We start from the raw sequence: 25457 nt of genomic DNA on the forward strand, positions 1-25457 counted from the left end.
GTGTCGTTTCGGCGGTAGGAGGGGGTGCCTGGGTCGACGGCGGTGGCGGCGGCGCTTGCGGCGCCGGTTCTTGGGTGCCGGGCGGTGGCGGCGCCGGCTCCGGGCTCCCCACGGTCGGCGGCGCGGCAGGCGCGGAAGTCGTCGGGGCCGGGCTTACCCCCGGCGGGCGTGTCGCGGGCTCGTCGTTGGAGCCCAGCGCGATCGCCACCGCGGTGCCGACCAGCAGCACCGCGACGACCGTGCTGACGATGATCACCGCCGGCAGGCGATACCACGGGATGACCGGCGGCTCAGGCTTCGCCTCCGGGGGCGTGTCATGGTCGAACGCCAGCTGCGGGCGGGCGGAGGTGTAGCCGGAACCGCCGGCATCCGCATAGTCGCCGCCCGGCACGGGCATGACGCGGGAATCATCGTCGGCTTCCGACCAGGCCAGCGCGGGCTGCAATGCCGACGCGGGCGCATCCGCACCATTCGGGGCTGCCAGCGGAGCAAGCGGTGCCAGCGCCGCCACTGCCGGCGCGGCGACCGGCGGGGCCGAGGTCAACACCGTCGCACTGGTATCGGCGGGCCCTCGGGCCGCCCGCAACGCCGCCCCGATAGCGGCGGTTAGTTGCGGGCGCGGCGCCGTGACCACCGGAACGCCAAATCGCCCCGACAGCGTCGTGGTGACCGACGCGATGTTGGCACCACCACCGACGGAAATGATCGCGACCAGGTCCGCTGGATGAATTCCGTTGCGCGCCAACGTCTGTTCCATCACTGCGGCGACACCGTCCAGCGCCTCGCGAATCGCCTCGTCGAGCTCGTTTCGGGTGAGCCGGATTTCGCGATGCGTCCCCGGCAACTCGTCGGCCAGGGTGGTCACCGTGCTGTGGGAGAGCCGCTGCTTGGCATTGCGGCATTCGATCCGCAGCCGGTTCAACGAGCCGATGGCCGCGGTCCCGGACGGGTCGAACGAACCGGTGGCCGGAATCTCCGACATCACGTAGGTCAGGAGCGCCTGGTCGATCAGATCACCGGAGAAGTCTCGATGCCGCAGCGTCGCGGCGACCGGCTGATAATCACCGGCCGCATCGACCAGCGTGATGCTGGTCCCGCTGCCGCCGAAGTCGCACACCGCGACGATGCCGCGGGCCGGTATCCCCGGGTTGGCCCGCATCGCGAACAGCGCGGCCGCCGCGTCGGGGATCAACAGTGGCTGGGTTTCGTGCGACCATTCCGGCACCCGGCTCAGCGCGGCACCCAACGCGTCGACCGCGGCCGTCCCCCAGTGGGCGGGATAAGTCAGCGCGACATCGTCGGGCAGGGCCCGTCCACCGGTGGCGGTGTAGGCCAGAGCACGCAGACTGTCGACCACCAGAGCCTCGCTACGGTGCATCGAGCCGTCGGCCGCCACGATGCCGACCGGGTCCCCAACCCGGTCCACGAAGTCGCTCATGACTAGGCCGGACTGATCCAGTCTCGGATTTTCCGACGGCAGTCCGACCTCGGGTGGGCGCTGCCGATACAAGGTCAGCACCGGCTTGCGGGTGATCGCGTGGTCGGCGGTCACCGCCGCCAGGTTGGTGGCACCGATCGACAGCCCCAGTGCGGGCCGTGGTCCTTCTGCCATGGTTTGTCCCCGTCCGGCTGCGCGCCCCCGCGCCCGCCTACCCGAAATTGTGCCGTCTACACCTATAGCCGTTCTTTGCGCCGGCTATGCGCGAGCTGTATAACGACATGGCTCAGCGGATGGTGCCCGCGCCGGGAATCAATGGCAGGTCCAGCGCGGTGACCCAGCCCGGCGACAGGTCGTTGACGGCCGGGACGGCGTTGAGCGCCCGCATCCCGGTCGCCAGGCATCCGGCGGTGGCCGCATCGCGGCCCGAGCCGTCGGTGAACCGGAACGCGGTTTCCTGGAAGATGCTCGGGGTTCCGTCGATGTCCACCCGGTAGACGTCGTCGTCGTGACCTGAGGGCCAGTCGGGCGCGGCGTCGCGGCCGATGCGGTTGACGTGCTCGAGTTGAATGCGCGTCTCGCCCCGGTAGATGCCGTTGATGGTGAAGCGGACGGCGGCGACCTGGCCGGGCTTGATGACGCCCTTCACCGAGTGACGCTCGGTGGGCGTCACCCACTTGTCCCAGGTAGTGGTGATCTCGTCGAGCATGATCCCGGCGGCGTGGGCGATCATCGGGACGGTGGCGCCCCACGCGAAAATCAACACGTCGCGGTTTTCCAGGATCGGGCTGAATTCGGGCTCCCGCCCGATGCCCATTTCTTTCTCGTAGTCGCCTTCGTAGTTGGTGTAGTCCAGCAGCTCGGCGGCGCGAACTCGCCGCACTTCCGAACACAGCCCCATCAGGGTCATCGGAAACAGGTCGTTGGCGAATCCCGGGTCAATGCCGGTGGTGAAACACGACGACTCCCCCAGCTCGCACGCCTCGGTGATCGGCTGGATCCACTGCGGCGGGTTCAGGTGCATCGTCGGCCAGATCCACGGCGTCATCGCGGTCGAGCACACGTCGATGCCGGCCCGCAGGAACCGGGTAATCAGCGCGATGTTGGCGTCGGCCCGCATCGCGGTCGGTCCGTAGTGCACCAATGCGTCAGGCTTGAGCGCGATCAGGGCGTCGACGTCGTCGGTGGCGACGATGCCCACCGGCCCGGGCAGCCCGCAGATGTCACCGACGTCGCGCCCGACCTTGCCGGGGTTGCTGACACCGACCCCGACCAGCTCGAACAGCGGATGCTTGACGATTTCGGCGATCACCATCTTGCCGACGAAACCGGTGCCCCAGACGACTATTCGCTTAGTGTCCCGTTGCGACATTTAACCGCCACCTCCCGGCTTCACCCTAGGGGGCGGTGACGTGACCTCTAGCATCGGAGCGGTGCGAAGCCTGCCAGCGTTGAGTGCGTGGCGCTTCGTCGCGGTGTTCGGCGTGGTCAGCCTGCTCGCCGACTTCGTCTACGAGGGCGCGCGGTCGATCACCGGTCCGCTGCTGGCGTCCCTGGGTGCGACCGGACTGGTGGTCGGCGTGGTGACCGGCATCGGCGAGGCCGCCGCGTTGGCGCTGCGGTTGGTATCGGGTCCGCTGGCAGATCGAACCCGACGATTCTGGGCGTGGACGGTTGCCGGCTACGCGCTGACGCTGATCACGGTTCCGCTGCTGGGAGTCGCGGGCGCGTTGTGGGTCGCCTGCAGCTTGGTGATCGCCGAGCGTGTCGGCAAGGCGGTGCGCAGTCCCGCCAAGGACACGTTGCTGTCGCACGCCGCCAGTGTCACCGGTCGCGGCCGCGGTTTTGCCGTGCACGAGGCGCTCGACCAGGTGGGGGCGGTGATCGGCCCGCTGACCGTGGCGGGGGTGCTCGCCGTCACCGGTAACGACTACGCGCCCGCGCTTGGGGTGCTGGCGCTGCCAGGTGCGGCGGCGCTGGCGCTGCTGCTGTGGCTGCGGGTCCGGGTGCCGCATCCGGACTCCTATGAAGGGCCAGCGGCTTGCGCAGTGTCACCTGATGATGTTGCAGCGCAACGGTTCTGGGAGTTACCGCCACGGTTCTGGCTCTACTGCGGATTCACCGCGATCACCATGTCCGGCTTCGCCACGTTCGGGTTGTTGTCGTTTCACATGGTCACCCACGGCTGGCTGAGCGCTGCCACGGTGCCGGTGGTCTACGCGGCCGCGATGGCCGCGGATGCGCTGGCCGCTTTGGTTTCCGGCTACAGCTACGACCGGTTCGGTGGGAAAAGCCTTGCGGCACTGCCGCTTCTGTCGAGCATGGTGGTCTTGTTCGCCTTCAGCGGCAACACCGCGATGATAGTGGCGGGCGCGCTGCTGTGGGGTGCGGCCGTGGGGATCCAGGAATCCACGCTGCGGGCCGTGGTCGCCGACATGGTCCCCGCACCACGGCGAGCCAGTGCGTACGGCGTGTTCGCGGCCGGGCTGGGCGCGGCAAGCGCGGTCGGTGGCGCCCTCGTCGGCTGGCTGTACGAGATCTCCACCGGCATGGTGGTCGTGGTGGTGGTCGCAATCCAGTTGGTTGCGCTGCTCAGCATGTTCACCATCGGGTTGCCCCGCGGTGCGGGCGCAACAGCCGAAACCCTTCCACCCCGTCCTAGGTGATGACACGATGGACAACCATGACCAGTCGATCGGCAGCCAAGCTACGTCACGTCACACGCATGAGCGGACCCGCGGCGGTGTGCGCTCTCGGTATCGGCTTCACCGCCACATGTGGCCTGGCGAACGCGGATCCACTGCCGCAGCTGCCGCAGGTCCGCTACGAGGTGAGCGGCAGCGGTGTCGCCGAGTACATCTCGTACCAAACCGATACCGGTCAGAAGCGCGCGGTCAATGTGGGCCTGCCATGGTCGGCGCAGTTCACCGCCTTCGGCGCGCAGGTGTTCGTGCTCAGCGCGCAGGGGCCGGGCAGCATCACCTGCAGAATTCTGCTCGACGGCAACGTGGTGACGCAGCAGACGGCGACGGGCGCGCCCGGACACACGGTCTGCACGCATTGACATTGCCGGGTCACTAGCTCGACCGCTGGCGGTCTAAGCTCGCCGATGTCACCCTTCAAGGACGAAGCGGGACAAAGGAGGAGCACGGTGGACCTCAAAACTGACCGCAATGCCGGCCTGCTGCCCCGAGCCAACGGGACGCCGCCGCCGGAGGTTCCGCTCACCGACATCGACCTGGGTTCGCTGGAATTCTGGGGCCGCGACGACGACTTTCGCGACGGCGCCTTCGCCACCTTGCGGCGGGAAGCCCCGGTCTCGTTCTGGCCGGCGCTCCAATTGCCGGGATTCACCGGTGGCGCCGGACATTGGGCACTGACCCGCCACGACGACGTCTTCTTCGCCAGCCGCCATCCGGAGGTGTTCCATTCCTCCCCCAACATCACGATCAACGACCAGACACCGGAATTGGCCGAGTACTTCGGCTCGATGATCGTGCTCGACGATCCCCGGCACCAGCGGCTGCGCTCCATCGTCAGCAGGGCGTTCACGCCCAAGGTGGTGGCCCGCATCGAGGCGTCGGTGCGCGACCGCGCGCAGCGGCTGGTCGCGGCGATGATCACCAACCATCCCGACGGCCAAGCCGACCTGGTCAGCGAGCTGGCCGGGCCGCTGCCGTTGCAGATCATCTGCGACATGATGGGGATTCCCGAAGAGGACCACCATCGGATATTCCATTGGACCAATGTGATTCTCGGGTTCGGTGACCCGGATCTGACCACCGATTTCGAAGAGTTTCTTCACGTTTCGATGGACATCGGCGCCTATGCCACCGCACTGGCCGAAGACCGCCGCGTCAACCACCACAACGATCTGACCACGAGCCTGGTGGAAGCCGAGGTCGACGGCGAGCGGCTGTCGTCGTCGGAAATCGCGATGTTCTTCATCCTGCTGGTGGTGGCCGGCAACGAGACCACCCGTAACGCGATCAGCCACGGCGTGCTGGCGCTGTCGCGCTATCCGGAGGAACGACAAAAGTGGTGGTCGAACTACGACGCACTGGCGCATACCGCGGTCGAGGAGATTGTGCGCTGGGCCTCTCCGGTGGTCTACATGCGCCGCACCCTGAGCAAGGCCGTCGAACTCCGAGGCGTCACGATGGCCGCGGGCGACAAGGTCTCACTGTGGTATTGCTCGGCCAACCGGGATGAGTCGAAATTTGCCGATCCGTGGCGGTTCGACGTGGCGCGCGACCCCAACCCGCACTTGGGTTTCGGTGGTGGCGGCGCGCATTTCTGCCTGGGGGCAAACCTGGCTCGCCGCGAGATCAGGGTGGTGTTCGACGAATTGCGCCGGCAAATGCCCGATGTCGTCGTGACCGAGGAGCCGGCCCGGTTGCTGTCGCAGTTCATTCACGGCATCAAACGGCTGCCGGTGGCCTGGGGTCATTGAGATGGCCGACGTCGACGTCTGCGTGGTGGGCGCCGGATTCGCCGGTCTGACGGCCGCGCTTCGGCTCAAGCAGGCCGGTCGTTCCGTCACGTTGCTGGAGGCGCGGGACCGGGTCGGCGGCCGGACGTTCACCGTCGAGCGTGACGACGGATCCTGGATCGACAAGGGCGGCGCCTGGATCGGGCCGACTCAGGACCGAATCCATGCGCTGATGCACGAATTCGGGGTCTCGGCCTTCAAGCAGTACACCGGCGGCGAAGCCATGATGGTGGTCGACGGCAAACAGCACCGCTATCAGGGCACGGTGCCGTGGACCATGAGCCCGTGGGCATCGTTGAATCTGGGCGCCGCCATGTTCGAAATCGGCCAAATGTGCAAGACGGTCCCGCTCGAGGCGCCATGGGAAGCCAAGAAGGCCGCCAAGTGGGATCGCATGACGCTGGCCCAGTGGCTGCGCAACAACGTCATGTCCAAGGCGGCCCACGACCTGCTGGAAACCGCCATCGCCGGCACCTACACCTCGGACGCTTCCGAGGTGTCCATGCTGTTCGTTCTCTATCAGATGGCATCGGGCGGTGGGCCCGGTTTCGTACTGGGTGGCGAGGGCGGCTCGCAAGACTCCCGGCCGGTGGGAGGTATGGGTGCCATCTACCGGCCGATGGCCGCCGAGCTGGATGACGCGATCACGCTGTCCCGCCCGGTGCGTTCCATCAGCCAGGACTCCGACGGCGTCACCGTACAAGCGGACGGTCTGACGGTGCGGGCCGGTCGGGTCATCGTGGCGGTGCCGCTGGCCATCGCCAGCCACATCGCTTATGAGCCAATGCTTCCCACCGATCGGTCGTTTCTGCATCAGCGGATGCCCAGCGGCGCGATCGTCAAGGTCTCGATCGTCTATGACGAGCCATTCTGGCGCGGCTGCGGCCTCTCCGGCCAAAGCGCTGCGCCGGGATCGCTGGCGACGCTCACTATCGACGGCTGCCCCGACACCGGCGGCCCCGGCGTGCTGGTGGTGGTCATCGAGGGTCCCATTGCGCGGCAATACGAGCGCCTTGACGAGGCCGGCCGCCGCCAGGCGGTGCTCGACGCCCTGGTGGACCGGTTCGGCGCCAAGTCCGGAAGGCCGGTGGACTACGTGGAGCAGAACTGGAGCCGTGAGCGTTATTCCGGGGGTGGCATGATCAGCCACGCACCGCCGGGTGTGCTCACCCAGTTCGGGCATGCGTTACGCAGGCCGTGCGGGCGCATTCACTGGGCGGGCACCGAGACATCGGCCACCATGTGCGGCTGGATCGACGGCGCGATTCGCTCCGGTGAGCGGGCCGCCAACGAAGTCATGTCGACCGAGACGCTGACGGCGGCTTGAGCGAATACACGAACAGCACCCGCGGGTAGATGCTCAGCCATTCGGGCGGCTGCGGAAATCGCGTTACGCGAGAAGCGTTCTGGGCCAACCAGTTCAGCGCCAAGCGATAGGTGCCGATGTCAGCCGGCGGAAATGGGTACCGGTAGTACCACGCGAACACCTCCACGTGGGCGCGAAGGATCAGCTTGCCAAGGCGGCCGTCCGGCATGTCCTCGAACACCATGACACTACGACGTGCGACCCGGTGACATTCCTTGACCAAGGCCACCGGATCGTGGCTGTGATGCAGCACCTCGCTGAGCACAACGTGGTCAAATGCATTGTCGGGTAAGGGAATCGACGTGCCGTCGAATAGCCGGAACGGCACCGGCGCCCGGCGGAAGTCCGCCACGTCCACGCCGCTGGCGGTCACCCCATACATCTGCCCCAGATACGCCGACAGATGGCCGGTTCCGCACCCGACGTCCAGGACGCTGTCCGCCTCGTCGAGATAGCCCGCGAGCGCTTCGGCCTGGCCGCGTAATCTGGCCGACGGCCGCACGACGTTCAGCGCGTCCACGAGACCCGGTGGCGACGGCAGCTGCATGGCGATCATTGTGCCCGGAAAACCTCTCGGAGGGTGGGCGACCCGCTGCGGCCGCGCCGGTGGATGCAACCACTCGATGGCGCCGGCTACAGCGTTTACTCTCAGGCATGTCCATTCCCGCATTCCCCGACGCCGACGTGCTGGCTGCCCGGCAGAAACTGGTCCTCGACCACTTCCATGACGAGGTCCGCCAGGACTGGGACGCCGTGCTGTCGACGTTCCCGCATCCGCGTTACGAGCTGATCCCGCAACTGACCGTCCACGACGGCAACGAGGCGGTACGCGGTTACTACGCCGACACCCGGACGGCGTTCCCGGACCAGGACCACGAAATCATCGCCTTGCGGCACAGCGCCGATGCGGTGATCGTCGAGTTCTGGCTGATGGGAACCCATTGCGGCTACCTCGGCAAGATCCCGCCCACCGGGAGCCGGTTCCGGGTCCGGATGACCGCGCACTTCGTCTTCGACGACACCGAAACACTTGTCTGCGAACGTATTTACTTCGACACCCTGACGATGATCAAGCAACTGGTCGGCGGACTAGATCCGAAGAAGCCGGCGAACTGGCTATTGGCCGCACGCTGCCTGCGTGGCTTGCTGGCGATGTCGTCGGAGCAACCGGACCCCGCATTGACCAACACCACGCCGCCAGCGTTCGCCGAAGCCCGGACGTAGGCGAGTACGCTTTCGCACCGAGGTCCCCGATGCTCGAGAATCCCGCTGCGATGAGGCAACGAATCCGTCACCCGGTGTGCGGCCAGTCGGCGGCCGCACTGTCGGCGGCTGCGCTCTTGGCGGCCGCGCTCTTGGCGGCCGCGCTGTCGGCGGGCTGTGCCACCAACAGCGGCCGGGCCGGCCCCAGCCCGGCCGGCAGTAAGCCGGCAACAGCGGCCGTGCGCACCAGCACGCCCCCCACCCCGGCAGGCCCGCGCACCGAGAAATGGATTGCGCTGCAGGTCGGCGACTGCGTGGCCGACCTGCCACCGGCCGACCTCAGCCGGATCACCGTCACCGTGGTCGACTGCGGGACACCGCATTTGGCCGAGGTATATCTGCGTGTGCCGGTGGGGGTCGACAACGCCATCGGCGCCGTCGCTAATCGCGAATGCGCCGCCGGGATCGTGTCGTACACCGGGCAATCGGTGGCCAACGGCGCATATTCGATGACTTACCTGATCGACTCCAACCAAGACAGAACGGGGGCAAATCCCACCCCGAGCACCGTCATCTGCCTACTGCAAGCGCCGAACGGTCAGCTTCTCACCGGATCCGCGCGTCACTGACGCGCTCTCGACGCGATGCGGTCGAGGACACGGATGTTGTGGGCGGTGTCACGGCTTTCCTCCCGCGCAATCACCTCGACCCATTCCGACAGTGGCGGTGGCGGGTTCAGGTGGCGTCTGATCCACCAGGCAAAAATCGTGTCGTGATCGTCAATGACTTTGGACCGGTTGCACTCCGGCTCGACCAGCAGCTGCTGCGCGAAGGTCCATGCCATGTCCCGAGATTGCCGCAGCTCTGCGGTGAGCAGGCCGGTGTCGTCACCGGTCAACTGGCTGCGGTAGCGGGCAAAGCCCGGCGAGATCTGTTCCGTGGCGTCGGCTATGACGTTGGCCTGGTTCACCAGAATGGCATTGACCGCGTCGAAGTCGTTGCGCAGCGGCTCCAAGGAATCTCCGGCGGTATCGGCGGCGGTGATACCCAGATCGAAGGTGTCGTGGGCATTCATCGCGGTGAGCATGTGCTGCAACATGATTGGTTCCTCGCTGTCGTTGGTCTCGAAGGCGACCTGCCACACCTGCGACGGTTGGCCCGTGCCGCTGCCGAAATAGCGGTGCAGGGCATCAAAATAACGCCGGGCGAACGTCAAGCCAAACCGGGTTGTGCGTGGTCCGTCCTCGAACATTCCGCGGTCAATGGCATCACCAATCGCGATGGTCGACCGCTTGTACATGACCGCGAAATACCCGGCCGGGTTCGCCGTGTCAACGGACCAGTCGATGATCGATTGCAGCGCGGCGACGATGTCGTCGCGGGTGTCGACGTGCGGTAGCGGGGGCGGCATGCCGTTTAGTATCCAACGCCGGCCGACCACGGGTAGCATCATCAGGCGGTTTCACGCGTCCAACCGCAGCGCCCGCGGGAGGGTCACTATGGCAAACAGTGACAACCCGGTCCCGCAGGGGCGGATCCGGCGGACCATGCCGTTGGCCGGTTTCGCCGCCCGCGCCGCGGGCGGGCGCATCGTAGCAGGACTACGGGAGAAAACCGGCGACACCGGCGCGGTCGCCCGCTTCCACGAACGCACCGCCGAGCGGTACTCAGAACTATTGGGCCGCTCCAAGGGCGTGTTGATGAAAGCCGGGCAGATTCTTTCCGTGATGGACACGAGTTGGGTTGGTAACGGCCAGTTTTCCGGTTACCAGGCCGCGCTGGCGCACCTGCAGGCCGATGCCCCGCCGATGGATCCGGCCCTGGCTCGCGAGGTGCTGCAGGCCGATCTTGGCCGGCCGGCCGAGGAGGTCTTCGCCGAGTTCGCCGACGAGCCGATGGCTGCTGCCTCCATCGGGCAGGTGCACCGGGCGGTGCTGCCCGATGGTCGCCGAGTGGCGGTCAAAATTCAGTATCCGGGCGCGGCCGAAGCCATCCGCGACGATCTGGCCAACACCGAATTGCTGGCGAGCTTTCTGCGGCTGGTGTCCACGACGTTGGGCAACGTGATTCAGACCGATGTCAAGCGGGCCGCGCGCGAAGTCGCCGCTCGCATCGGCGAGGAAATCGACTACCGCCACGAAGCGGCCAACATCGCCGCGTTCGCCGGGCTGTACCGCGACCACCCGTTCATCCGGATCCCGGACGTCGTTGCCGAGGCATCCGGCGACCGAGTGTTGACAATGACCTATCTGGACGGAATGGATTGGGCTGCAGCCCAAGACGCGGACCAGGAGCTCAAGAACCGCTGGGCCGAGGTCATCTTGCGGTTTGCCACCGGTTCGGCCCGCCACGCCAATCTGTTTCACGCCGATCCGCACCCCGGCAACTACCGGTTCGGCTCCGACGGGCGGGTCAGCTTTCTCGACTTCGGCTGCGTGAAGGTCGTTCCCGAGCCGTTTCGCCACACGTACATGCACACGGTCCGGGCGGCGCTGGACGGAAGGGCTCACCAGCTGCGCGAGCTCATGGTGGCCGCGGGCTTTCTGACCGCCGATTCCGGCCTGAGCGCCGCCCAGGTGTACCAATGGTGGGCCGAGATCCTTCAGGAGGCCCTGGGCCCGCAGCCGGTCACCTTCACCAGGGACACGTCGCGGCGAGCGCTGCGGGCACTGGTCCCGCTGTCGCCCGACCACCCGGTTCGTCGCATGTCACTGCCCGAGGACCTGGTTTTCATGTCGCGAATCAGCCTCAACGTCAATGCAATATGCGCCATGCTCGGGGCCAGTGTGCACGCCCGGTCGATCGCCGACGACCTCGACGGCGTCGCGCAGCCGGTCACACCGTTGGGCCAGCAGCATCACGCTTGGGTGCGCCGGCGTGGTCTGCCGTTCGGGTTGGACCGCCATGACCATCCCTAACAGCTGACCCGCCCGTCGTTTCCCGGGTGTTTGACGCGCGAGTCTGCATCCAGGGCGTCCAGTCTGCGCCTGGAGCCTGCTGACTGCGACTTCGTCGCTCTCAGCGCGGAATGAAACCTGACCCGGTTCCGGCGGCGCGGACGGGTCCCGGTCGCCGATCTGGTCAGCCGTCAGCCGTGGGCGGCCGACGTTCCCTTTACCGGTACCCGTAGCGGTCGATGACCTCGCCCCAGCGTTGTGTCACGGTCGCCCGTTGTTCGGCGGTCAATTGGTAGGTGTTGGTTTCGTAGTCCGCCCGCTCGGCGAAATACTGGCGCAGCGCCGGTCGCAGCCGCTCGAAGTCGCCCAGTCCCAGGTGCTCGTACAGTCGGCTCAGCTGACCTTCGGGATTGGCGACCAGGTCTTCATAGCGCAATTCGTAAAAGCGCGACGGGTCAACACGTTTGCGTCCTTCCTCCAGCTTCCGGTACAGGTCGACGTAGGTGGACACGACCTTGTCGTCCAGCCCCGCGAACGTCGGTCGCTGCAGGGCGTGTATCCGGGTGAACGCTTTGTGAAGGTGAATGGTCGACGGGTAGACGACATACGGGTCTCGGACGATGTGGATGAACTTCGCTTGCGGAAAAATGTCCAGCAGCACCTTGATCCGAAAACTGTGGATGGGGTTTTTCAGGATCACCGTCTTGCGACGGCGGAAGTACAGCTGCTGGACGAACCGGAACAGGGTTCGCTTCCACGCTTCCAGTTCTCGTGGCGTCAATTGCTCCAAGTCCAGATACCGCTCGTGTGCCAGCGGCCGGTTGGGGAAGGCAATGGCCAGGTACGGCGACGGCAGTCCCTGCACGCACCAGATGAATTCGTCTTCCTGGGGGTGCTGCAGGCTCAACTCCATGTTGTCCATGGGCCGATGCTTGGGCACCAGGAAGCCCGCCCAGCGCGCGAACCACTCGGTCAGCAGGAAATGTTGCGGCGCAAGGCATTCGTAGCCGGTAGGCGCGGTGTGGTGATCGTCGAGGACCAGCAGTTCGTGCAGCAACGTGGTGCCGGTGCGCCAGTGCCCGACGATGAACACCGGTGGATCGGCGATCACCGTTTCGGCCACGCGCCTGCCGAACACGGCCTGCTGGCAAAGTCCCAGAACAGAATTCACCACGCTGAGAAACGTGTAGAGCACCGCGAAGTGCCAGCGGCTCCAGTGCACCGCGAAGCGGTTCTGGATCAGCAGGCGCGTCCAGGCGGACAAATTGCAGCCGATCCACAGCGGCGCTGCCCACTCATGCCACCATGAGCGGGGCGTCTTCATCGAGATGCGCGGGGTGTCACGGCAACCCGGAGCCGGGTCGGGCCGCGAAGGTTGGCGCTCGTCGTCCATACCGGGGCGTCGACCACGTCGATCCGGTCGATGTTGGTGACGATCTCGCGTAGCACGGCGTGGCCCTCCATCCGCGCCAGCTGGGTCCCGGGACACAGGTGGATGCCGGAGCCGAACGCAAGATGACCGGTCGGGTTGCGGTCGGCACGAAAGACGTCCGGATCGTCGTACTGGCGCGGGTCGCGATTCGCAGCGCCCCACGCCAGCAGCACCAGCGAGCCCGCCGGGATGATCGCCCCGCCGACCTGATAGTCGACTCGCGTGGTGCGGCAGATGTTCTGGATCGGAGACACGAAGCGAAGTTGCTCTTCGATCGCCGAGGGAATCAGATTGGGTCGGCGCGCCAGGAGCCTGAGCTGATCGGGAAACTCGGCCAGCGTGAGAAACAACGTGCTGATCATATGCGCGGTGCTCTCATAGCCGGCAACCAGCAACAACACCGCGAAAAAGAAGAGTTCGTCATCGCTGAGGCGACCGTGCTCGGCATGCGCGGCGAGTCTGCCGAAGACGGTGTGCGCGCCCAGGAGCCCATTGGCGCGCCGCTGCGTGAAGAGCGCCCGCAATCGCCGAAAACCGTTGAAGCCCTGCGCAAGCGAAACCAGTCCGGAAGCCGACAGGGTGACGTCGGTGATCCGAGCCGCTTGGTTGGACAACCGGCAGAACATGGTCTCGTCGGGTTCCGGCACGCCCAGAACGGTGGTGATGGTGCGCATCGGCAGCGGTGCGGCCACGGTGGCGACGACGTCCGCGGGCGTCCGGGTCAGTAGTTCGACGACCAACTCGTGGGCCAGTCGATCGACCATCGGACGCCATGACTCCACCGCCCCGCGCGCCATACTCGGCGCCAGCTGCTTGCGCAACCGGGTGTGTGTCGGCGGGTCAGAGGTCGGAAGGAAGGGCAAGCACAAGCGGGAAAAGGTGACTCCGCCGGCGCTGGACAACGCGTGGTGGTTGCGCGCGGCTTCGCGGACGTCGGCGTATCGACTCACGATGTAGACGTCGCGTTTGGGGTTGTACTGGACCCGCTCGCCCGCCAGTAGCTCCCGGTAATGCGGGTAGGGGTCTGCGGCTGTCACCGGATCGAACGGATCGAAATCGGTGAGCTGCACCTGCTTTTGGGAACGTTTGCCGTCCAGCCGCGACCGGACCTTGCCGGCGGCCCGGAGCGCGAGGCGCATCGCGACCGCCGGGCCATAGGTCCCGACCACCCGCGCGTCGCGCCACAGCGCGTTCCCCTCGAGATCAAACCAACCGGACGAAGTCCGAGTCGAGCCGTACGTGGTCGGCCCGCGGCCGGGTAAGCCACGCGCCATCGGGCATCCACCGCGCGGCACCGCCACCTCGGAACTGGTCATGACCCTCCGATACCGGCCTACACAGGCCCAAGCAGCTCCAGAACATTGACAGAGTAGCGGCGGGCCGGGCGCTGGGTGGCCAGTTCGGCAAACCGATACGAAGCCGAAACCGCTGGTCAGGTGCTTAGGCCGACTAAATGCGAGCCGACGACATTTCGGCGCGGACGCCACGGCGACCGGACCGGGCGACCCGGATCGGAGTCGTTTCTCAGCAGAGCATTTCACCGCGCCACGGCACGGGCCCTGGCTACACTCGGTCGACGTCGAGCGCCTGTCCCCCGACTTTCTCTGGGAGTTGCCCCGTGGCCGATCACCACACGCCCGCTGGCACGCAGGGCGCTGACTGCCCAGCCGAGACCGAGCCCGACTACCGGTTCACCCTGGCCAACGAGCGGACGTTCCTGGCTTGGCAGCGCACCGCCCTGGGACTGCTCGCCGCCGCGGTCGCACTGGTGCAACTCGTCCCGGAGCTGGCGATCCCCGGCGCCCGCCGGGTGCTGGGTGTGGCGCTCGCGGCGCTGGCAATCCTCACCAGCGGGATGGGCCTGCTGCGCTGGCAGCAGGCCGACCGAGCCATGCGCCGCGGCCTGCCGTTGCCCCGTCACCCCACGCCCGCATACCTTGCCGTGGGTCTGGCCCTGGTCGGGATCGTCGCGCTCGGTTTGGTGATCGTCAAGGCGGTCCGGGGTTGAGCCGACCGGCAACGCCGAGCGGGACATCGGATCGCGGGCTGCAGGCGGAACGGACAACGCTGGCCTGGACCCGGACGTCGTTCGCATTGCTGGTCAACGGGGTGTTGCTGACGCTCAAGAATCTGCGCGGCCACCACGGAGCGGCGGGGTTGATCCCGGCCGCGCTGGCCGCCCTGGCGGCCTCGTGCGGCTACGCGATCGCCTGGCAGCGGCAGCGAACGCTGAGCCGCCCGAGGCAGACCCGAATCACTGCCCGCCGCCAGGTCTACATCGTCGGTACGGCGGTGCTGGTGCTCATGGTCGTGACCGCGGCTGCCCAACTGCTGTAGCGGCTTGATCGCGGCGCCATTGTTCGCTCAATATCCGGATCTCGGTGCGAAGCTCCTCGATCTGCGCGGCCGTAGCGGCCCGATTCTCCGAATCGGCTCTTCTTTCGACGGCTCGGTCATTACGGCTGGGCCTCCGAGTGGGTATCGGTCGAAACTTCCGCTCGCTATAAGGTAGCGCGCCGTCAATGCGGCAACTGTCTGCCGAATTCCATTGCCGTGGTATTTCTTTCGATGAACGGACAGTTAGCAGCCGAGTTGATCGGCAAGGTCGAGGAAATCGGCGGCGTTGATGTCGAACTCGTCTTCGTAAGCCACATCGGCGTCACCGCCGGGACCGAATTCCAGCGGGCGGGCGACAAAAGCGGTGCGGAATCCGAGTTCGGCCGCGGCACGGATGTCGTACTTGTGGCTTGCCACCATCATGATCTCGGCTGGTTCGAGTCCCAGGTAGGTCGCGGCCATATGGTAGACGGCCGGATCTGGTTTGAATGCCCCCACCATCTCCGCGGCGAAGATCGCATCCCACGGCAAACCCGCCCGTTTGGAAATGTTGATCACCGCACTGACGTCGGCGTTCGACAGGGTGGCGAGCGTGTAGTCCTTTTTCAGCCGGGTCAGTCCGGCCACCGTGTCCGGCCACGGCCTCAGGCGTTGCCAGGCCAGGGTGAGTTCGTCACGCTCGGCGGCGGAGAAATCGGTGATTCCGGATTCGTCGAGCACCGTGTCGAGTGAGCGCCGATACACCGAGTACACCGAGATCCACTTGCCATGCTCGCTCGGTGCGGCTTTCAACGTGGTGAAGTAGCCGGCCCGCCAGCGCGTGACCACCGCTGGCCAATCCACACCCGGGTGTCGGCCGGCGCTGATCCGCTGCGCCTCGTCACAGACGGTCGAATGGAAATCCGTCGCCGTACCCTGCACGTCGAAAAGTATCGCTTTCACCATGGGTTCATCATGCAGCCTCATCCGCAAACGGTGGTGCGGCGTGCCGAAAATAATTTCCGCAGGCCCGACGTCGGTGACCTGACGTTTGAAAACTATGCTAAGGCGCGGCATTTGCGCTGACCGTGGCGAGAATGGCGGCATTAGCCGGGGCCGTTCGGGCGTCCGCTCGAGCCGGAAATCCGACTTTCAATCTCCATTAGGAAATATCTTTGCATTCTGTAACGCAACGGTGCGGCTGCGAATCGGGCGACACACCCCGTCGACAACGAGCGGTGATCGAATCCGGTGTGGAGACCAACCGCTGCGGGCCGCACCAACCCGCGAACACCATCTCCGGGCGCCACTCGTCGGTCCGGCCGTAGGATTCGGCCGGTATCGCACGGCCGCGGGCCTCGATGCTGGATACCATGGGCCAACACGCGGAGATACACCGCTGACCTGGGATGAATGGGCGTGAGCAAGTTGCTGCCGACCGGAACGGTGACGCTGCTGCTGGCTGATGTCGAGGGCTCGACGCGGCTGTGGGAAACCCAGCCCGAGACGATGACCGCCGCGCTGGCCCAGCTCAACCGCACCGTCGACGAGGCCATCGCCGCTCACGACGGGGTACGCCCGCAGGAACAGGGCGAGGGTGACAGCTTTGTGGCCGCCTTCGCCCGCGCCAGCGACGCGGTGGCCTGCGCGTTGGAGTTGCAGCGAGCGCCGCTGGCCCCGATAAGACTGCGCATCGGGATCCACACCGGCGAGATTCAGTTGCGCGACGAGGCCAACTACGTCGGACCGACGATCAACCGCACCGCGCGGCTGCGCGATCTGGCGCATGGTGGCCAAACCGTGCTGTCCGGGGCGACTGAGCCGCTGGTGGTCGACCATCTCCCCGACGGGGTGTGGCTGGCTGATCTGGGTAACCACCCATTGCGGGATCTGCCACGCCCGGAACGCGTCGTCCAGCTGTGCCATCCCGACTTACGCAACGACTTCCCGCCGCTTCGCGTCCGCAATGTGGGTGCGTCACATAATCTTCCGGCTCAGTTGACGACTTTCGTCGGGCGCCAGGCCGAAATGGCGGAGTTGCGCCGGTTGTTGACCGGCGAGCGGCTGGTGACGTTGACCGGGGCCGGGGGTGCCGGCAAGACCCGCCTTGCGGTACAGGTCGGTTCCCAACTCGCTAACGGGTTCCCCGAAGGGCTGTGGTACGTCGACTTGGCTCCGATCAACAACCCTGAGGTCGCACCGGTGACCGTCGCACGCACGTTGGGTCTGCCCGATCAACCGGGCCGCTCCACCATGGACTTGCTGGTCCGATTCCTCGGCGAGCGCAAAGCCCTGCTGCTGCTTGACAATTGCGAACATCTGCTCGACGCGTGCGGGACCATGGTGGTCGCGCTGCTGGCGGCGTGCCCACGGTTGACGATCCTGGCCACCAGCCGTGAGCCGCTGGGGGTGCCCGGCGAACTGAGTTGGCGGGTGCCGTCGCTGTCCGTGACCGGCGAGGCGGTCGAGTTGTTCACCGACCGCGCCCGCCACGCCCGCCCCGAGTTCGGTGTCGACGACGACAATCTCGCGCTGGTTGAAGAAATCTGCCGGCGCTTGGACGGCATGCCGCTGGCGATCGAGCTTGCGGCGGCGCGTATTCGGGCGCTGTCGTTGCAGCAGATCGTCGACGGCCTGCATGACCGGTTCCGGTTGCTCACCGGGGGTGCGCGCACCGCGGTGCGCCGCCAGCAGACGCTGCGGGCCTCGGTGGATTGGTCGCATGCGCTGTTGACCGAACCCGAGCGGGTGCTGTTCCGCAGGCTCGCGGTGTTCGCCGGTGGATTTGATCTCGACGCCGCCCAAGCCGTCGGCGCCGCCAATGCGGTCGAAAGCTACCAACTTCTTGACCAACTGGGCCTGTTGGTCGACAAGTCCCTGGTGGTCGCCGACGACACCGGTGACGGGATGCGATACCGGTTACTGGAAACCGTGCGCCAATACGCGTTGGAAAAGCTCGACGAGTCCGGCGAGACCGACGAGGTGCGCACCCGGCATCGCGACTACTACACGGGTATGACCACCGAATTGGAGGCGCAGGGCCACTGGGCCGACGAGCGGCTGCTGCATTGGGCGCAAACCGAAATCGACAATCTGCGAGCGGCATTCACCCGGAGCCGGGAAGGCGGCGACTTCGATACCGCCCTGCAACTCATTTTGTCGTTGCGGCCCTTGTGGTTACGGGGCGGACGCGTCCAGGAAGCGCTGGCCGGGCTATCGGCCATTTTGGCCGACGAGGACCACTCGGCAATAGCACCGGCGGTGTGGGCGGGAGCGGTGGCGCAGTACTGCATCCTCGCCAGCTGGGTCGGCATACCGGCGGAGCTGGGACGAGCGCAGGAGGCACTGGCTGTGGCGCGCGACCTCGGCGACCCCGCACTAATCGCCCGCGCCCTGATCGCCTGCGGAATGCTTGCCCTCTACGACCCCGGGCTGTCCCAGCCCTACTTCAACGAGGCCGTCGAACTGGTCCGCGCGATCGGTGATCGGCGAAGCCTGTGCCAAATCTTCAGCTACCAGGCGACCGCGGCGGTCATGCGCGGCGAACCTGTCCCGGCGATCGCGGCCGCCGAACAGGGACGTGAGCTCGCCGACGCGCTGGGCGACCGGTTCTTCTCGCGGAACTGCCGGGCGTGGCTGAGCACCGCGTTGATGATTCAAGGGAACCTCGACTACGCGGCCAAGGTAGCTCGTTCGGTGACCGAGGAGGCCGAGGCGGTCGGCGATCTCACGATGGCGGTCTTCAGTTACGTGAGCCTCAGCGAGGTGCTCGGATTCCACGGTCAGGCTGACGCTGCACACGCGGCAGCGCAGTCCGCGATGCAGGCGGCAAACACGATGGGCGGTTACTTCGCCGACGCGGTGTACTCGGTGTTCGCCAATGCCGCCCTGGCGCGCGGCGACGCCGTGGCGGCCCGCAAGGCAGCCGAGACGGCCCTGCAGCAGACCAATCCGCTCCGCGAGGTGTTCACCAGGAGCGTCGCCCCGTTGCCGGAGGCCTGGTTAGCGTGCGGCGACCCGAGCGCTGCTCGGTGTTTCGCCGACGAGATGCTCGCGGTGGTGCCCGGTTGGTATCGCATGATGGCGCTGCTGGCGCGGGCGTTTATCGCGATGGCACAGGACGAGCCGGAGCTGGCCGCACGCGACGCCCACGATGCCCTGACCGTCGCCGCCCGCACCCAGGGATACCTGCGAGTGGACGACACGCTGGAATGCCTTGCCCGCCTTGCTGTCAACGACGACAACCATGGGTACGCGGCGCGTCTGCTGGGTGCGGCGGAGGCGATCCGGCGACGCATGGGGCACCCCCGCTTCCCGATGTATCAAGCCGGGTATGACGCTGCCGTCGCCGCTGTCCGAGAGGCGTTGGGACAGAGCGATTTCGATGCATTCTGGGCGGAGGGTGCTCGACTGTCCACCGAGGAGGCGATCGGGTATGCGCAACGCGGTTGAGCTTGGCCGGGTGCGCGAGCGGCTGTCAGCGGGCGTCGCGGTGCAAGGCGCGGCGGGCGGGCTCGCTTTCGCCCGCACTTCGGTTTAGAGCGGTAAGAGCGTCAGGGGTTCGATGCGCCCGGCTACTCACGGTAGTGCACTGGCACCGGTATTGGAATCCACACGTGCGATTGAGAGGAAATGTGTTGCGAAATAAGGTAGTTGTAGCGGTAGGCATTCTCGTGGCCACCGCGTCCGCGGTGTTGACACTGCTGCCCTGGGTCGACGTCACACGTTTGGGAGTCCCCATGCGGTGGAATGGTCTCGGCAAATACGTCGGCGAATACCGCGAGCACTATGGCGCTTTGCTTAGTGGCATGGTCAACAGTTGGCCGGGATGGATCGTGTTGATAGCTTCGATCGCGGCCGCCGGCGCGTTGGTCGCTGCGACGCGAGCGCGCTGGTTGCCGGTCGTCGCGTGCGGATGCGCGATCGTGGCGTTCGCCACCGTAGTCTCGGTCTTGGTGTTTCCGGCACTCCTAGTGGGCGGGATAAAGCACGAGCTGGGAGCGTCCGGGATACCTGACCGGCAATTCTTGAACCCCGGCGCGCTGATTGCCGAAGCCGTGACCACTACCGTCCTCGTGACGTGCACCCTGCATATCGCACTCTGGCGCTCTCGGAGAAAGCCCAGCTATGCCCCTGCGACCTCGTCGCGGCGACGCCGCAGACTTTCACTGTGACCTCCCGAACCGGTGACACCAACCGGTCGCTCGCCGAACCCGACCCCTCTGGCCGTACCAGGCCATCCCGGCGTTGTCGGGGCTTCCCACCCTCACCGACGTCGACTCGGATCAGGCTGTCTCCCAGCTCCTACCGCGCCACTGCGGTGGCTCGGCGACGGTGGTCTCTCACCCCGTTCGGATGAACAGCGCCCTGACGGCCAGCCGACTCAGGATTTCAGCGGCTTCGTGAGTTGTTCGAGTGGTCCATTCTTAGCCAGCAGCACGTCGATGACGCCGTCCTATGCAAACATCCGCTCCTCCTCACTACTACAGACCTTGCGGCCATCAGGCGGTGCCAGCCTCAGGTCAGCAGCCAGACGCAACGGCCCCCAGCCGTAGCGGACCGGTAGTTTCGTAGTGGCTGGTCCACAACGCGACGGCGGATCGGGAGCGCCGTGGCGCCTCGAAATGCCTACAACTATTGCCGCTGCCGCGTATGGTCTGGCCAGTTGCTGGCGGTTGCTGGGAGGGCTCGTTGGAGGGAACTTCGTTCGGGAGATACCGGCTGATCGAGTTATTGGGCCGCGGCGGCATGGGCGAGGTGTGGCGGGCCTATGACACCGTCACCGACCGGGTCGTCGCGGTCAAGATCCTGCCTGCCGAGATTTCCGACGACGAAGTGTTCCAGCAGCGGTTCCGTCGCGAAGCTCATGCCGCCGCACGATTGAGCAACCCACATCTCATCCCGATCCACACCTACGGGGAGATCAACGGGCGGCTGTTCGTGGACATGCGGTTGATCGAGGGCCGCGACCTACAGTCGGTGCTCAGCCGCGGGCCGCTGCCGCCGATGCGGGCGGTGCGCATCATCGAGCAGGTTGCCAAGGCGCTGCACGCCGCGCACCGGGATGGGCTGTTGCACCGCGACGTCAAGCCGTCAAACATTTTGCTCGACGCCGACGACTTCGCCTATCTGATCGATTTCGGAATCGCGCGCGCGGCGGGCGAACTGGGCTTGACAACCGTCGGCGATGTGATCGGCACCTGCCATTACATGGCCCCGGAACGGCTCAGCATGGGACGGGTCGACGCCCGCTCGGATATCTACTCGTTGACCTGTGTGCTCTACGAGTGCTTGACCGCGCAGCATCCCTTCCCCGGTGACAGCCTGGAGCAACAGATCACCAGCCACCTCGAGACGCCCCCGCCACGGCCGTCGAGCATCATTCCCGGGCTGCCGGTGAAGTTGGACATGGTCATCGCCAAAGGGATGGCCAAGGATCCCCGCGACCGCTACCAGACCGCAGTCGAATTGGCGCGAGCCGCCCACGATGCCCTGACCACGCCTGCGCCGCAGCCCTCCGTTCGGCCACCGCCGCCCATCCCCTACCCCGTCGCTGCACCCGCCCACCCGGACGCTCGCGGTCAACCGCAGATCGCGCCACGGTCGCCACCGCAACATGTCCCGGCCCCCCCGACAATGCCGCGACGACTGGCAGAGGCGCTCTCAGTCCCTGCGCAAGAACCCGCCGCGGCCGCGCCGCCGGCCACGATGACACGGCCGTCGCGGCCCTGGTGGCGCCGCATGGCGGTCGTTATCATGGCCGCTGCCCTGCTCACCGTGGCTGTAACTGTTGCGGCCATGGTCACAGTTAGCACTCTGGGTCCAGAACGCACCGAGTTTCATCAAGTGGTGCTGCCTTTCACCGGCCTTCGAGACCCGCAGGGTCTGTCGGTCGACAGCGGGGGCACGGTCTATGTCGGTGACACGCTGCACAATCGGATACTGGCGTTGTTCGCGGGCTCGACCACGCCGGTCGTATTGCCTTTCGACGGTCTTAGCTATCCGACCGGTGTGACAGCGGACAACAGCGGCACGGTGTATGTCAACGATGCCGGTAACAGGCGGGTTGTGGTGCTTCCTGCCGGCTCGAAAACGCAAGTGACCCTGCCGTTTACCGACTTGAGCAATCCGACCGGGTTGTCGGTGGACAGCAGCCGCACCGTCTACGTCACCGATACGGCGAAGAATCGAGTGGTCGGACTTTACGCCGGTTCGAACACACAGTTCGAACTACCCTTCACCGGCCTTAGCGATCCGACCGGTTTGGTCGTGGACAGCAACGGAACGGTGATCGTGGCCGACGGCGGCAACAACCGGGTTCTGGCGTTGCCGGCCGGCGCGAAAACCCAAGTCACGCTGCCCTTTACCGGTCTCAAGCAACCCGGCGGCGTTACCGTGGATAGCGAGGGCGCGGTCTATGTCACCAACAAGGGCAATGGCCGGATACTCAAACTCCCGCCGGGCTCGTCGACGCAAGTCGAGCTGCACTTCACCGGCCTGGACAATCCCTGGGGTTTGGCGGTCGACAACATGGGCACCGTCTACGTAGGCGGTCGCAATGACCAGATTGTGGCGCTTCGGCAGAAGTAGGCAGGGCCGCGCGACTGCGCCGGCTGGGCAAAAGCCGCCCTGAGGCGCGCACCGACACACCCACGCGACCGCGTTTGATGACGATGGGCCGCAGCGCCTGGGTGCCACGCTCGTCGACATGTACAAGCGACGCCACAGCAGTCGGGTAAGCCGAACCGAACCCGGAGGCTTGACAGCAGGATTGACGCATGCAACTGTGGACCAATACATTTGTATTTCATCCAGTACGAACGTATGTCACGCCGGAACGCCGAGCCGGGGCGGTTTGTGCAGCGGGAAATCCATCGAAAGGGGTTATGACGGTGACGTTGTGGGTGGTTCCTGAAGGCATGGCAAGCGCGGCCGCCGCGGTCGAAGCGCTCAGCGCTCGGCTAGCGGCCGCGCATGCCGCGGCCGCACCGACGATTTCGGCGGTGGTGGCACCGGCGGCCGATCCGGTGTCGTTGAGCACCGCGGCCGGCTTAAGCGCTTGCGGCATCGAACATGTGGGCGTGGCCACCCAAGGAGTCGAAGAGCTGACCCGCTCCGGCGTCGGCCTGGGCACCGCCGGAATCAGCTACGCCGCCGGCGACAGCGCAGCAGCACTGACCTACGGCCTAGCCGGCGCTGCACTGTGAGCGCACCGGTCTGGATGGCCTGCCCACCAGAGGTGCACTCCGCGCTGCTTAGCGCCGGACCCGGACCGGCCCCGCTGATCGGAGCCGCCACACAATGGTCAACGCTAAGCGCCGAATACGCCGCCGCAGCAGAAGAACTCACCACCGTGCTGGCCGCAATGCAAACTGTTGCCTGGCACGGCCCAAGCGCCGAGATATGCGCAGCCGCCTACGCACCGTATCTGGCATGGCTAACCCAAGCCAGCGCCGACAGCGCCGCCACCGCCACCACCCACCAGACCACCGCCACCGCCTACCTCAGCGCCCTCACGGCAATGCCCACCCTGGGCGAACTAGCCGCCAACCACGCCACCCACGCGGTCTTGCTGGCCACCAACTTCTTCGGCATCAACACCATCCCCATCGCGCTCAACGAAGCCGACTACATGCGCATGTGGATCCAAGCCGCCACCACCATGAGCGCCTACCACGCACTCACCACCACCGCACTCGCCGCCACCCCCCACACCACCCCCGCACCCGCCATCATCAAACCCGGCAGCACCATCGCCGCCACCGCCGCCCAAACCACCCTCACACCCTTCCCGTTGTGGGAGATCCTCGAATTTATTGCGCGAGCCGTCCTGAGCGAGATCGTTTATATTGTCGGATTTTGGGGCCTTCTTCTCACCGTCTGGGTGGTGCCGCTTCTTTTTGTGGCCGCCGCGATAGCATTGTGGGCGGGTAATGCAACTCTTGCATTTAATCTGGTTGTGGTAGCCATCGCCTGGTTAGTCATAATTCCGGTGTTCGGAATCTCAGCCGTGTTGCTACCTTTTCTTGCTCCGCTACATGTTATCGGGATCGTGATCGACTGGATTATCGGAAACCTGACTTTGATTGGTCCGGCTTTGGCGCCCGCGCCAGCTGCGGCATTGGCGTCGCCAATTTCTGTTGCTTCGAGTGCGGCCGCTGTGGTAGCTCCGGCGGCGGCCACCGAAGTCGCCGCGGTGGAGCCGGCGGCGGGCGCATGGGCAGTGTCACAGGCACAGTTAGTGTCGGTAACAGCCGGACATCAGGGTTCCGTTGGGTTTGCTGGCACGCTCCAACACGGGACTGTGGAGCACGCTGGCGGGTTGGCCACCATCGGAGGTGCCGAGTTCGGTGATGGCACGCAGGTGCCGATGTTGCCGGCCACTTGGCACTCGGATCTGGTTGGGGCGGCAGTAGATAGCGAATCGTTCTTGGCCGCAGTGTGATGTGTCACGGTCATAGCGTCGGAAAAATCAAGTAGACAGGAGATATGTTGTGAGCTTGTTGGATGCCCATATTCCACAGTTGGTGGCGTCACAGTCGGCGTTTGCCGCCAAGGCCGGGCTGATGCGTCACACGATCGGTTCTGCCGAGCAGTCGGCGATGTCGGCGCAGGCGTTTCATCAGGGTGAATCCGCCGCGGCATTTCAGGCCTCGCACGCGAGGTTTGTGGAGGCCGCGGGCAAGGTCAACGCCTTGCTGGATATCGCGCAGGCCAATCTCGGGGATGCTGCCGGGACCTATGTGGCTGCCGACGCTGCTGCGGCGTCGAGCTACACCGGATTCTGAGTCGATCACCACTACTAATTCTTGAAGGGAATTTTTGATGTCACAAATCATGTACAACTACGCGGCGATGCTGGGTCACGCCGGGGATATGTCGGGATATGCGGGCACGCTGCAGGGCCTGGGCGCCGACATCGCCACCGAACAATCCGCGCTGTCCAATGCGTGGCAGGGTGACACCGGAATGACCTATCAGGGTTGGCAGGCCCAGTGGAATGACGCCATGCAAGACCTGGTGCGCGCCTATCACTCGATGGCCTCCACCCATGAGAACAACACGTTGGCGATGAACGCCCGCGACATCGCCGAAGCCGCCAAATGGGGAGCTTAACCCCTAAAACTGTCTTTCGCTTGGCCGGAGGCACCAGAAACCGTGCGGTATGACAATATTGCAGTGGTGCATTGTCGCCCCACGAAGCGGGCAATACTGACGTTCGTAGCAAGGGGTTGCGACGGTGACGTTGTGGGTGGTTCCTGAAGGCATGGCAAGCGCGGCCGCCGCGGTCGAAGCGCTCAGCGCTCGGCTAG

The 25457-nt window shown here is 65.9% G+C and carries 23 protein-coding genes; 16 read left to right on the forward strand and 7 right to left on the reverse strand.

Annotated features, from left to right (window positions below; translation table 11 throughout):
- A partial coding sequence (locus BST40_RS21360; RefSeq protein WP_142276775.1) for an Hsp70 family protein occupies nt 1–1612 on the reverse strand: 1612 nt, incomplete at its 3' end.
- A gap of 112 nt (nt 1613–1724) precedes the next feature.
- Nucleotides 1725–2810, reverse strand: a complete 1086-nt coding sequence (locus BST40_RS21365) for an NAD(P)H-dependent amine dehydrogenase family protein (RefSeq protein ID WP_075549357.1) — start codon at nt 2808–2810, stop codon at nt 1725–1727.
- 40 nt (nt 2811–2850) lie between these two features.
- Between BST40_RS21365 and BST40_RS21370 the strand changes: the two genes are divergently transcribed.
- From BST40_RS21370 to BST40_RS21385, 4 genes are all read left to right on the forward strand, one after another.
- On the forward strand, nt 2851–4104 hold the full coding sequence (locus tag BST40_RS21370; protein WP_373420047.1) for an MFS transporter: 1254 nt from the start codon (nt 2851–2853) through the stop codon (nt 4102–4104).
- 59 nt (nt 4105–4163) lie between these two features.
- Complete coding sequence (locus BST40_RS21375; RefSeq protein WP_240316439.1) at nt 4164–4502, forward strand: MmpS family transport accessory protein; 339 nt, start codon at nt 4164–4166, stop codon at nt 4500–4502.
- Nucleotides 4503–4589: 87 nt separating this feature from the next.
- The gene (locus BST40_RS21380; RefSeq protein ID WP_083155452.1) at nt 4590–5891 is read left to right on the forward strand and encodes a cytochrome P450; all 1302 of its coding nucleotides are present in this window, start codon (nt 4590–4592) and stop codon (nt 5889–5891) included.
- 1 nt (nt 5892) lies between these two features.
- The gene (locus BST40_RS21385; protein WP_075549354.1) at nt 5893–7257 is read left to right on the forward strand and encodes a flavin monoamine oxidase family protein; all 1365 of its coding nucleotides are present in this window, start codon (nt 5893–5895) and stop codon (nt 7255–7257) included.
- Here BST40_RS21385 and BST40_RS21390 read toward each other — a convergent pair.
- Nucleotides 7226–7843: a class I SAM-dependent methyltransferase gene (locus BST40_RS21390; protein ID WP_082275641.1), complete on the reverse strand. Its 618-nt coding sequence runs from the start codon at nt 7841–7843 to the stop codon at nt 7226–7228. The genes BST40_RS21385 and BST40_RS21390 overlap by 32 nt on opposite strands.
- A 107-nt stretch (nt 7844–7950) precedes the next feature.
- Here BST40_RS21390 and BST40_RS21395 point away from each other — a divergent pair, with 107 nt between their 5' ends.
- Complete coding sequence (locus tag BST40_RS21395; RefSeq protein WP_075549352.1) at nt 7951–8520, forward strand: ester cyclase; 570 nt, start codon at nt 7951–7953, stop codon at nt 8518–8520.
- 50 nt (nt 8521–8570) lie between these two features.
- Entirely contained in the window at nt 8571–9128 is a 558-nt protein-coding gene (locus BST40_RS21400; protein WP_244174441.1) for a hypothetical protein, read from the forward strand.
- Here BST40_RS21400 and BST40_RS21405 read toward each other — a convergent pair.
- Nucleotides 9122–9910 carry a DUF5995 family protein gene (locus BST40_RS21405; protein ID WP_083155455.1) on the reverse strand — a complete coding sequence of 263 codons (789 nt, stop codon included), beginning with the start codon at nt 9908–9910 and terminating at the stop codon, nt 9122–9124. The two genes, BST40_RS21400 and BST40_RS21405, sit on opposite strands and share 7 nt — an antisense overlap.
- Before the next feature lie 88 nt (nt 9911–9998).
- On the opposite strand from BST40_RS21405, the gene BST40_RS21410 reads away from it, so the two are divergent.
- Entirely contained in the window at nt 9999–11417 is a 1419-nt protein-coding gene (locus BST40_RS21410; RefSeq protein ID WP_082275637.1) for an ABC1 kinase family protein, read from the forward strand.
- 196 nt (nt 11418–11613) lie between these two features.
- On the opposite strand, the gene BST40_RS21415 is transcribed toward BST40_RS21410, so the two are convergent.
- Both BST40_RS21415 and BST40_RS21420 read right to left on the reverse strand, forming a co-directional pair.
- Complete coding sequence (locus BST40_RS21415) at nt 11614–12720, reverse strand: sulfotransferase family protein (RefSeq protein ID WP_075549349.1); 1107 nt, start codon at nt 12718–12720, stop codon at nt 11614–11616.
- The gene (locus BST40_RS21420) at nt 12717–14144 is read right to left on the reverse strand and encodes a cytochrome P450 (RefSeq protein WP_083155458.1); all 1428 of its coding nucleotides are present in this window, start codon (nt 14142–14144) and stop codon (nt 12717–12719) included. Before BST40_RS21420 ends, BST40_RS21415 begins: the two co-directional genes overlap by 4 nt.
- Nucleotides 14145–14446: 302 nt before the next feature.
- Here BST40_RS21420 and BST40_RS21425 point away from each other — a divergent pair, with 302 nt between their 5' ends.
- Nucleotides 14447–14836, forward strand: coding sequence for a YidH family protein (locus BST40_RS21425; protein ID WP_083155462.1), 390 nt, complete (start codon nt 14447–14449; stop codon nt 14834–14836).
- On the forward strand, nt 14833–15165 hold the full coding sequence (locus tag BST40_RS21430; RefSeq protein ID WP_075549347.1) for a DUF202 domain-containing protein: 333 nt from the start codon (nt 14833–14835) through the stop codon (nt 15163–15165). The genes BST40_RS21425 and BST40_RS21430 overlap by 4 nt, the downstream gene beginning before the upstream one ends.
- A gap of 243 nt (nt 15166–15408) precedes the next feature.
- Here the strand turns inward: BST40_RS21430 and BST40_RS21435 are convergent, their stop codons facing one another.
- The gene (locus tag BST40_RS21435; protein WP_075549346.1) at nt 15409–16131 is read right to left on the reverse strand and encodes a haloacid dehalogenase type II; all 723 of its coding nucleotides are present in this window, start codon (nt 16129–16131) and stop codon (nt 15409–15411) included.
- 432 nt (nt 16132–16563) lie between these two features.
- Between BST40_RS21435 and BST40_RS21445 the strand changes: the two genes are divergently transcribed.
- The 7 genes from BST40_RS21445 to BST40_RS21475 all read left to right on the forward strand — a co-directional run bounded on the left by BST40_RS21445 (nt 16564) and on the right by BST40_RS21475 (nt 25260).
- The gene (locus tag BST40_RS21445) at nt 16564–19596 is read left to right on the forward strand and encodes an ATP-binding protein (protein WP_082275639.1); all 3033 of its coding nucleotides are present in this window, start codon (nt 16564–16566) and stop codon (nt 19594–19596) included.
- A gap of 221 nt (nt 19597–19817) precedes the next feature.
- Nucleotides 19818–20318: a hypothetical protein gene (locus tag BST40_RS21450; RefSeq protein WP_240316440.1), complete on the forward strand. Its 501-nt coding sequence runs from the start codon at nt 19818–19820 to the stop codon at nt 20316–20318.
- A 517-nt stretch (nt 20319–20835) separates the two neighbouring features.
- Nucleotides 20836–22734, forward strand: coding sequence for a serine/threonine-protein kinase PknD (locus BST40_RS21455; protein ID WP_083155480.1), 1899 nt, complete (start codon nt 20836–20838; stop codon nt 22732–22734).
- Nucleotides 22735–23036: 302 nt separating this feature from the next.
- Nucleotides 23037–23351: a PE family protein gene (locus BST40_RS21460; protein WP_075549358.1), complete on the forward strand. Its 315-nt coding sequence runs from the start codon at nt 23037–23039 to the stop codon at nt 23349–23351.
- 14 nt (nt 23352–23365) lie between these two features.
- A complete protein-coding gene (locus tag BST40_RS21465; RefSeq protein WP_423734695.1) occupies nt 23366–24589 on the forward strand; it encodes a PPE family protein in 1224 nt (407 codons plus the stop codon).
- 49 nt (nt 24590–24638) lie between these two features.
- A complete protein-coding gene (gene esxG / locus BST40_RS21470) occupies nt 24639–24932 on the forward strand; it encodes a type VII secretion system protein EsxG (protein WP_075545517.1) in 294 nt (97 codons plus the stop codon).
- A 37-nt stretch (nt 24933–24969) separates the two neighbouring features.
- Nucleotides 24970–25260 (forward strand): WXG100 family type VII secretion target, encoded by a 291-nt coding sequence (locus BST40_RS21475; protein ID WP_075545516.1) that lies wholly within the window; start codon nt 24970–24972, stop codon nt 25258–25260.
- The last annotated feature ends 197 nt before the right edge of the window (nt 25261–25457 follow it).

Source organism: Mycobacterium persicum (genome assembly GCF_002086675.1).
Lineage (GTDB): Bacteria > Actinomycetota > Actinomycetes > Mycobacteriales > Mycobacteriaceae > Mycobacterium > Mycobacterium persicum.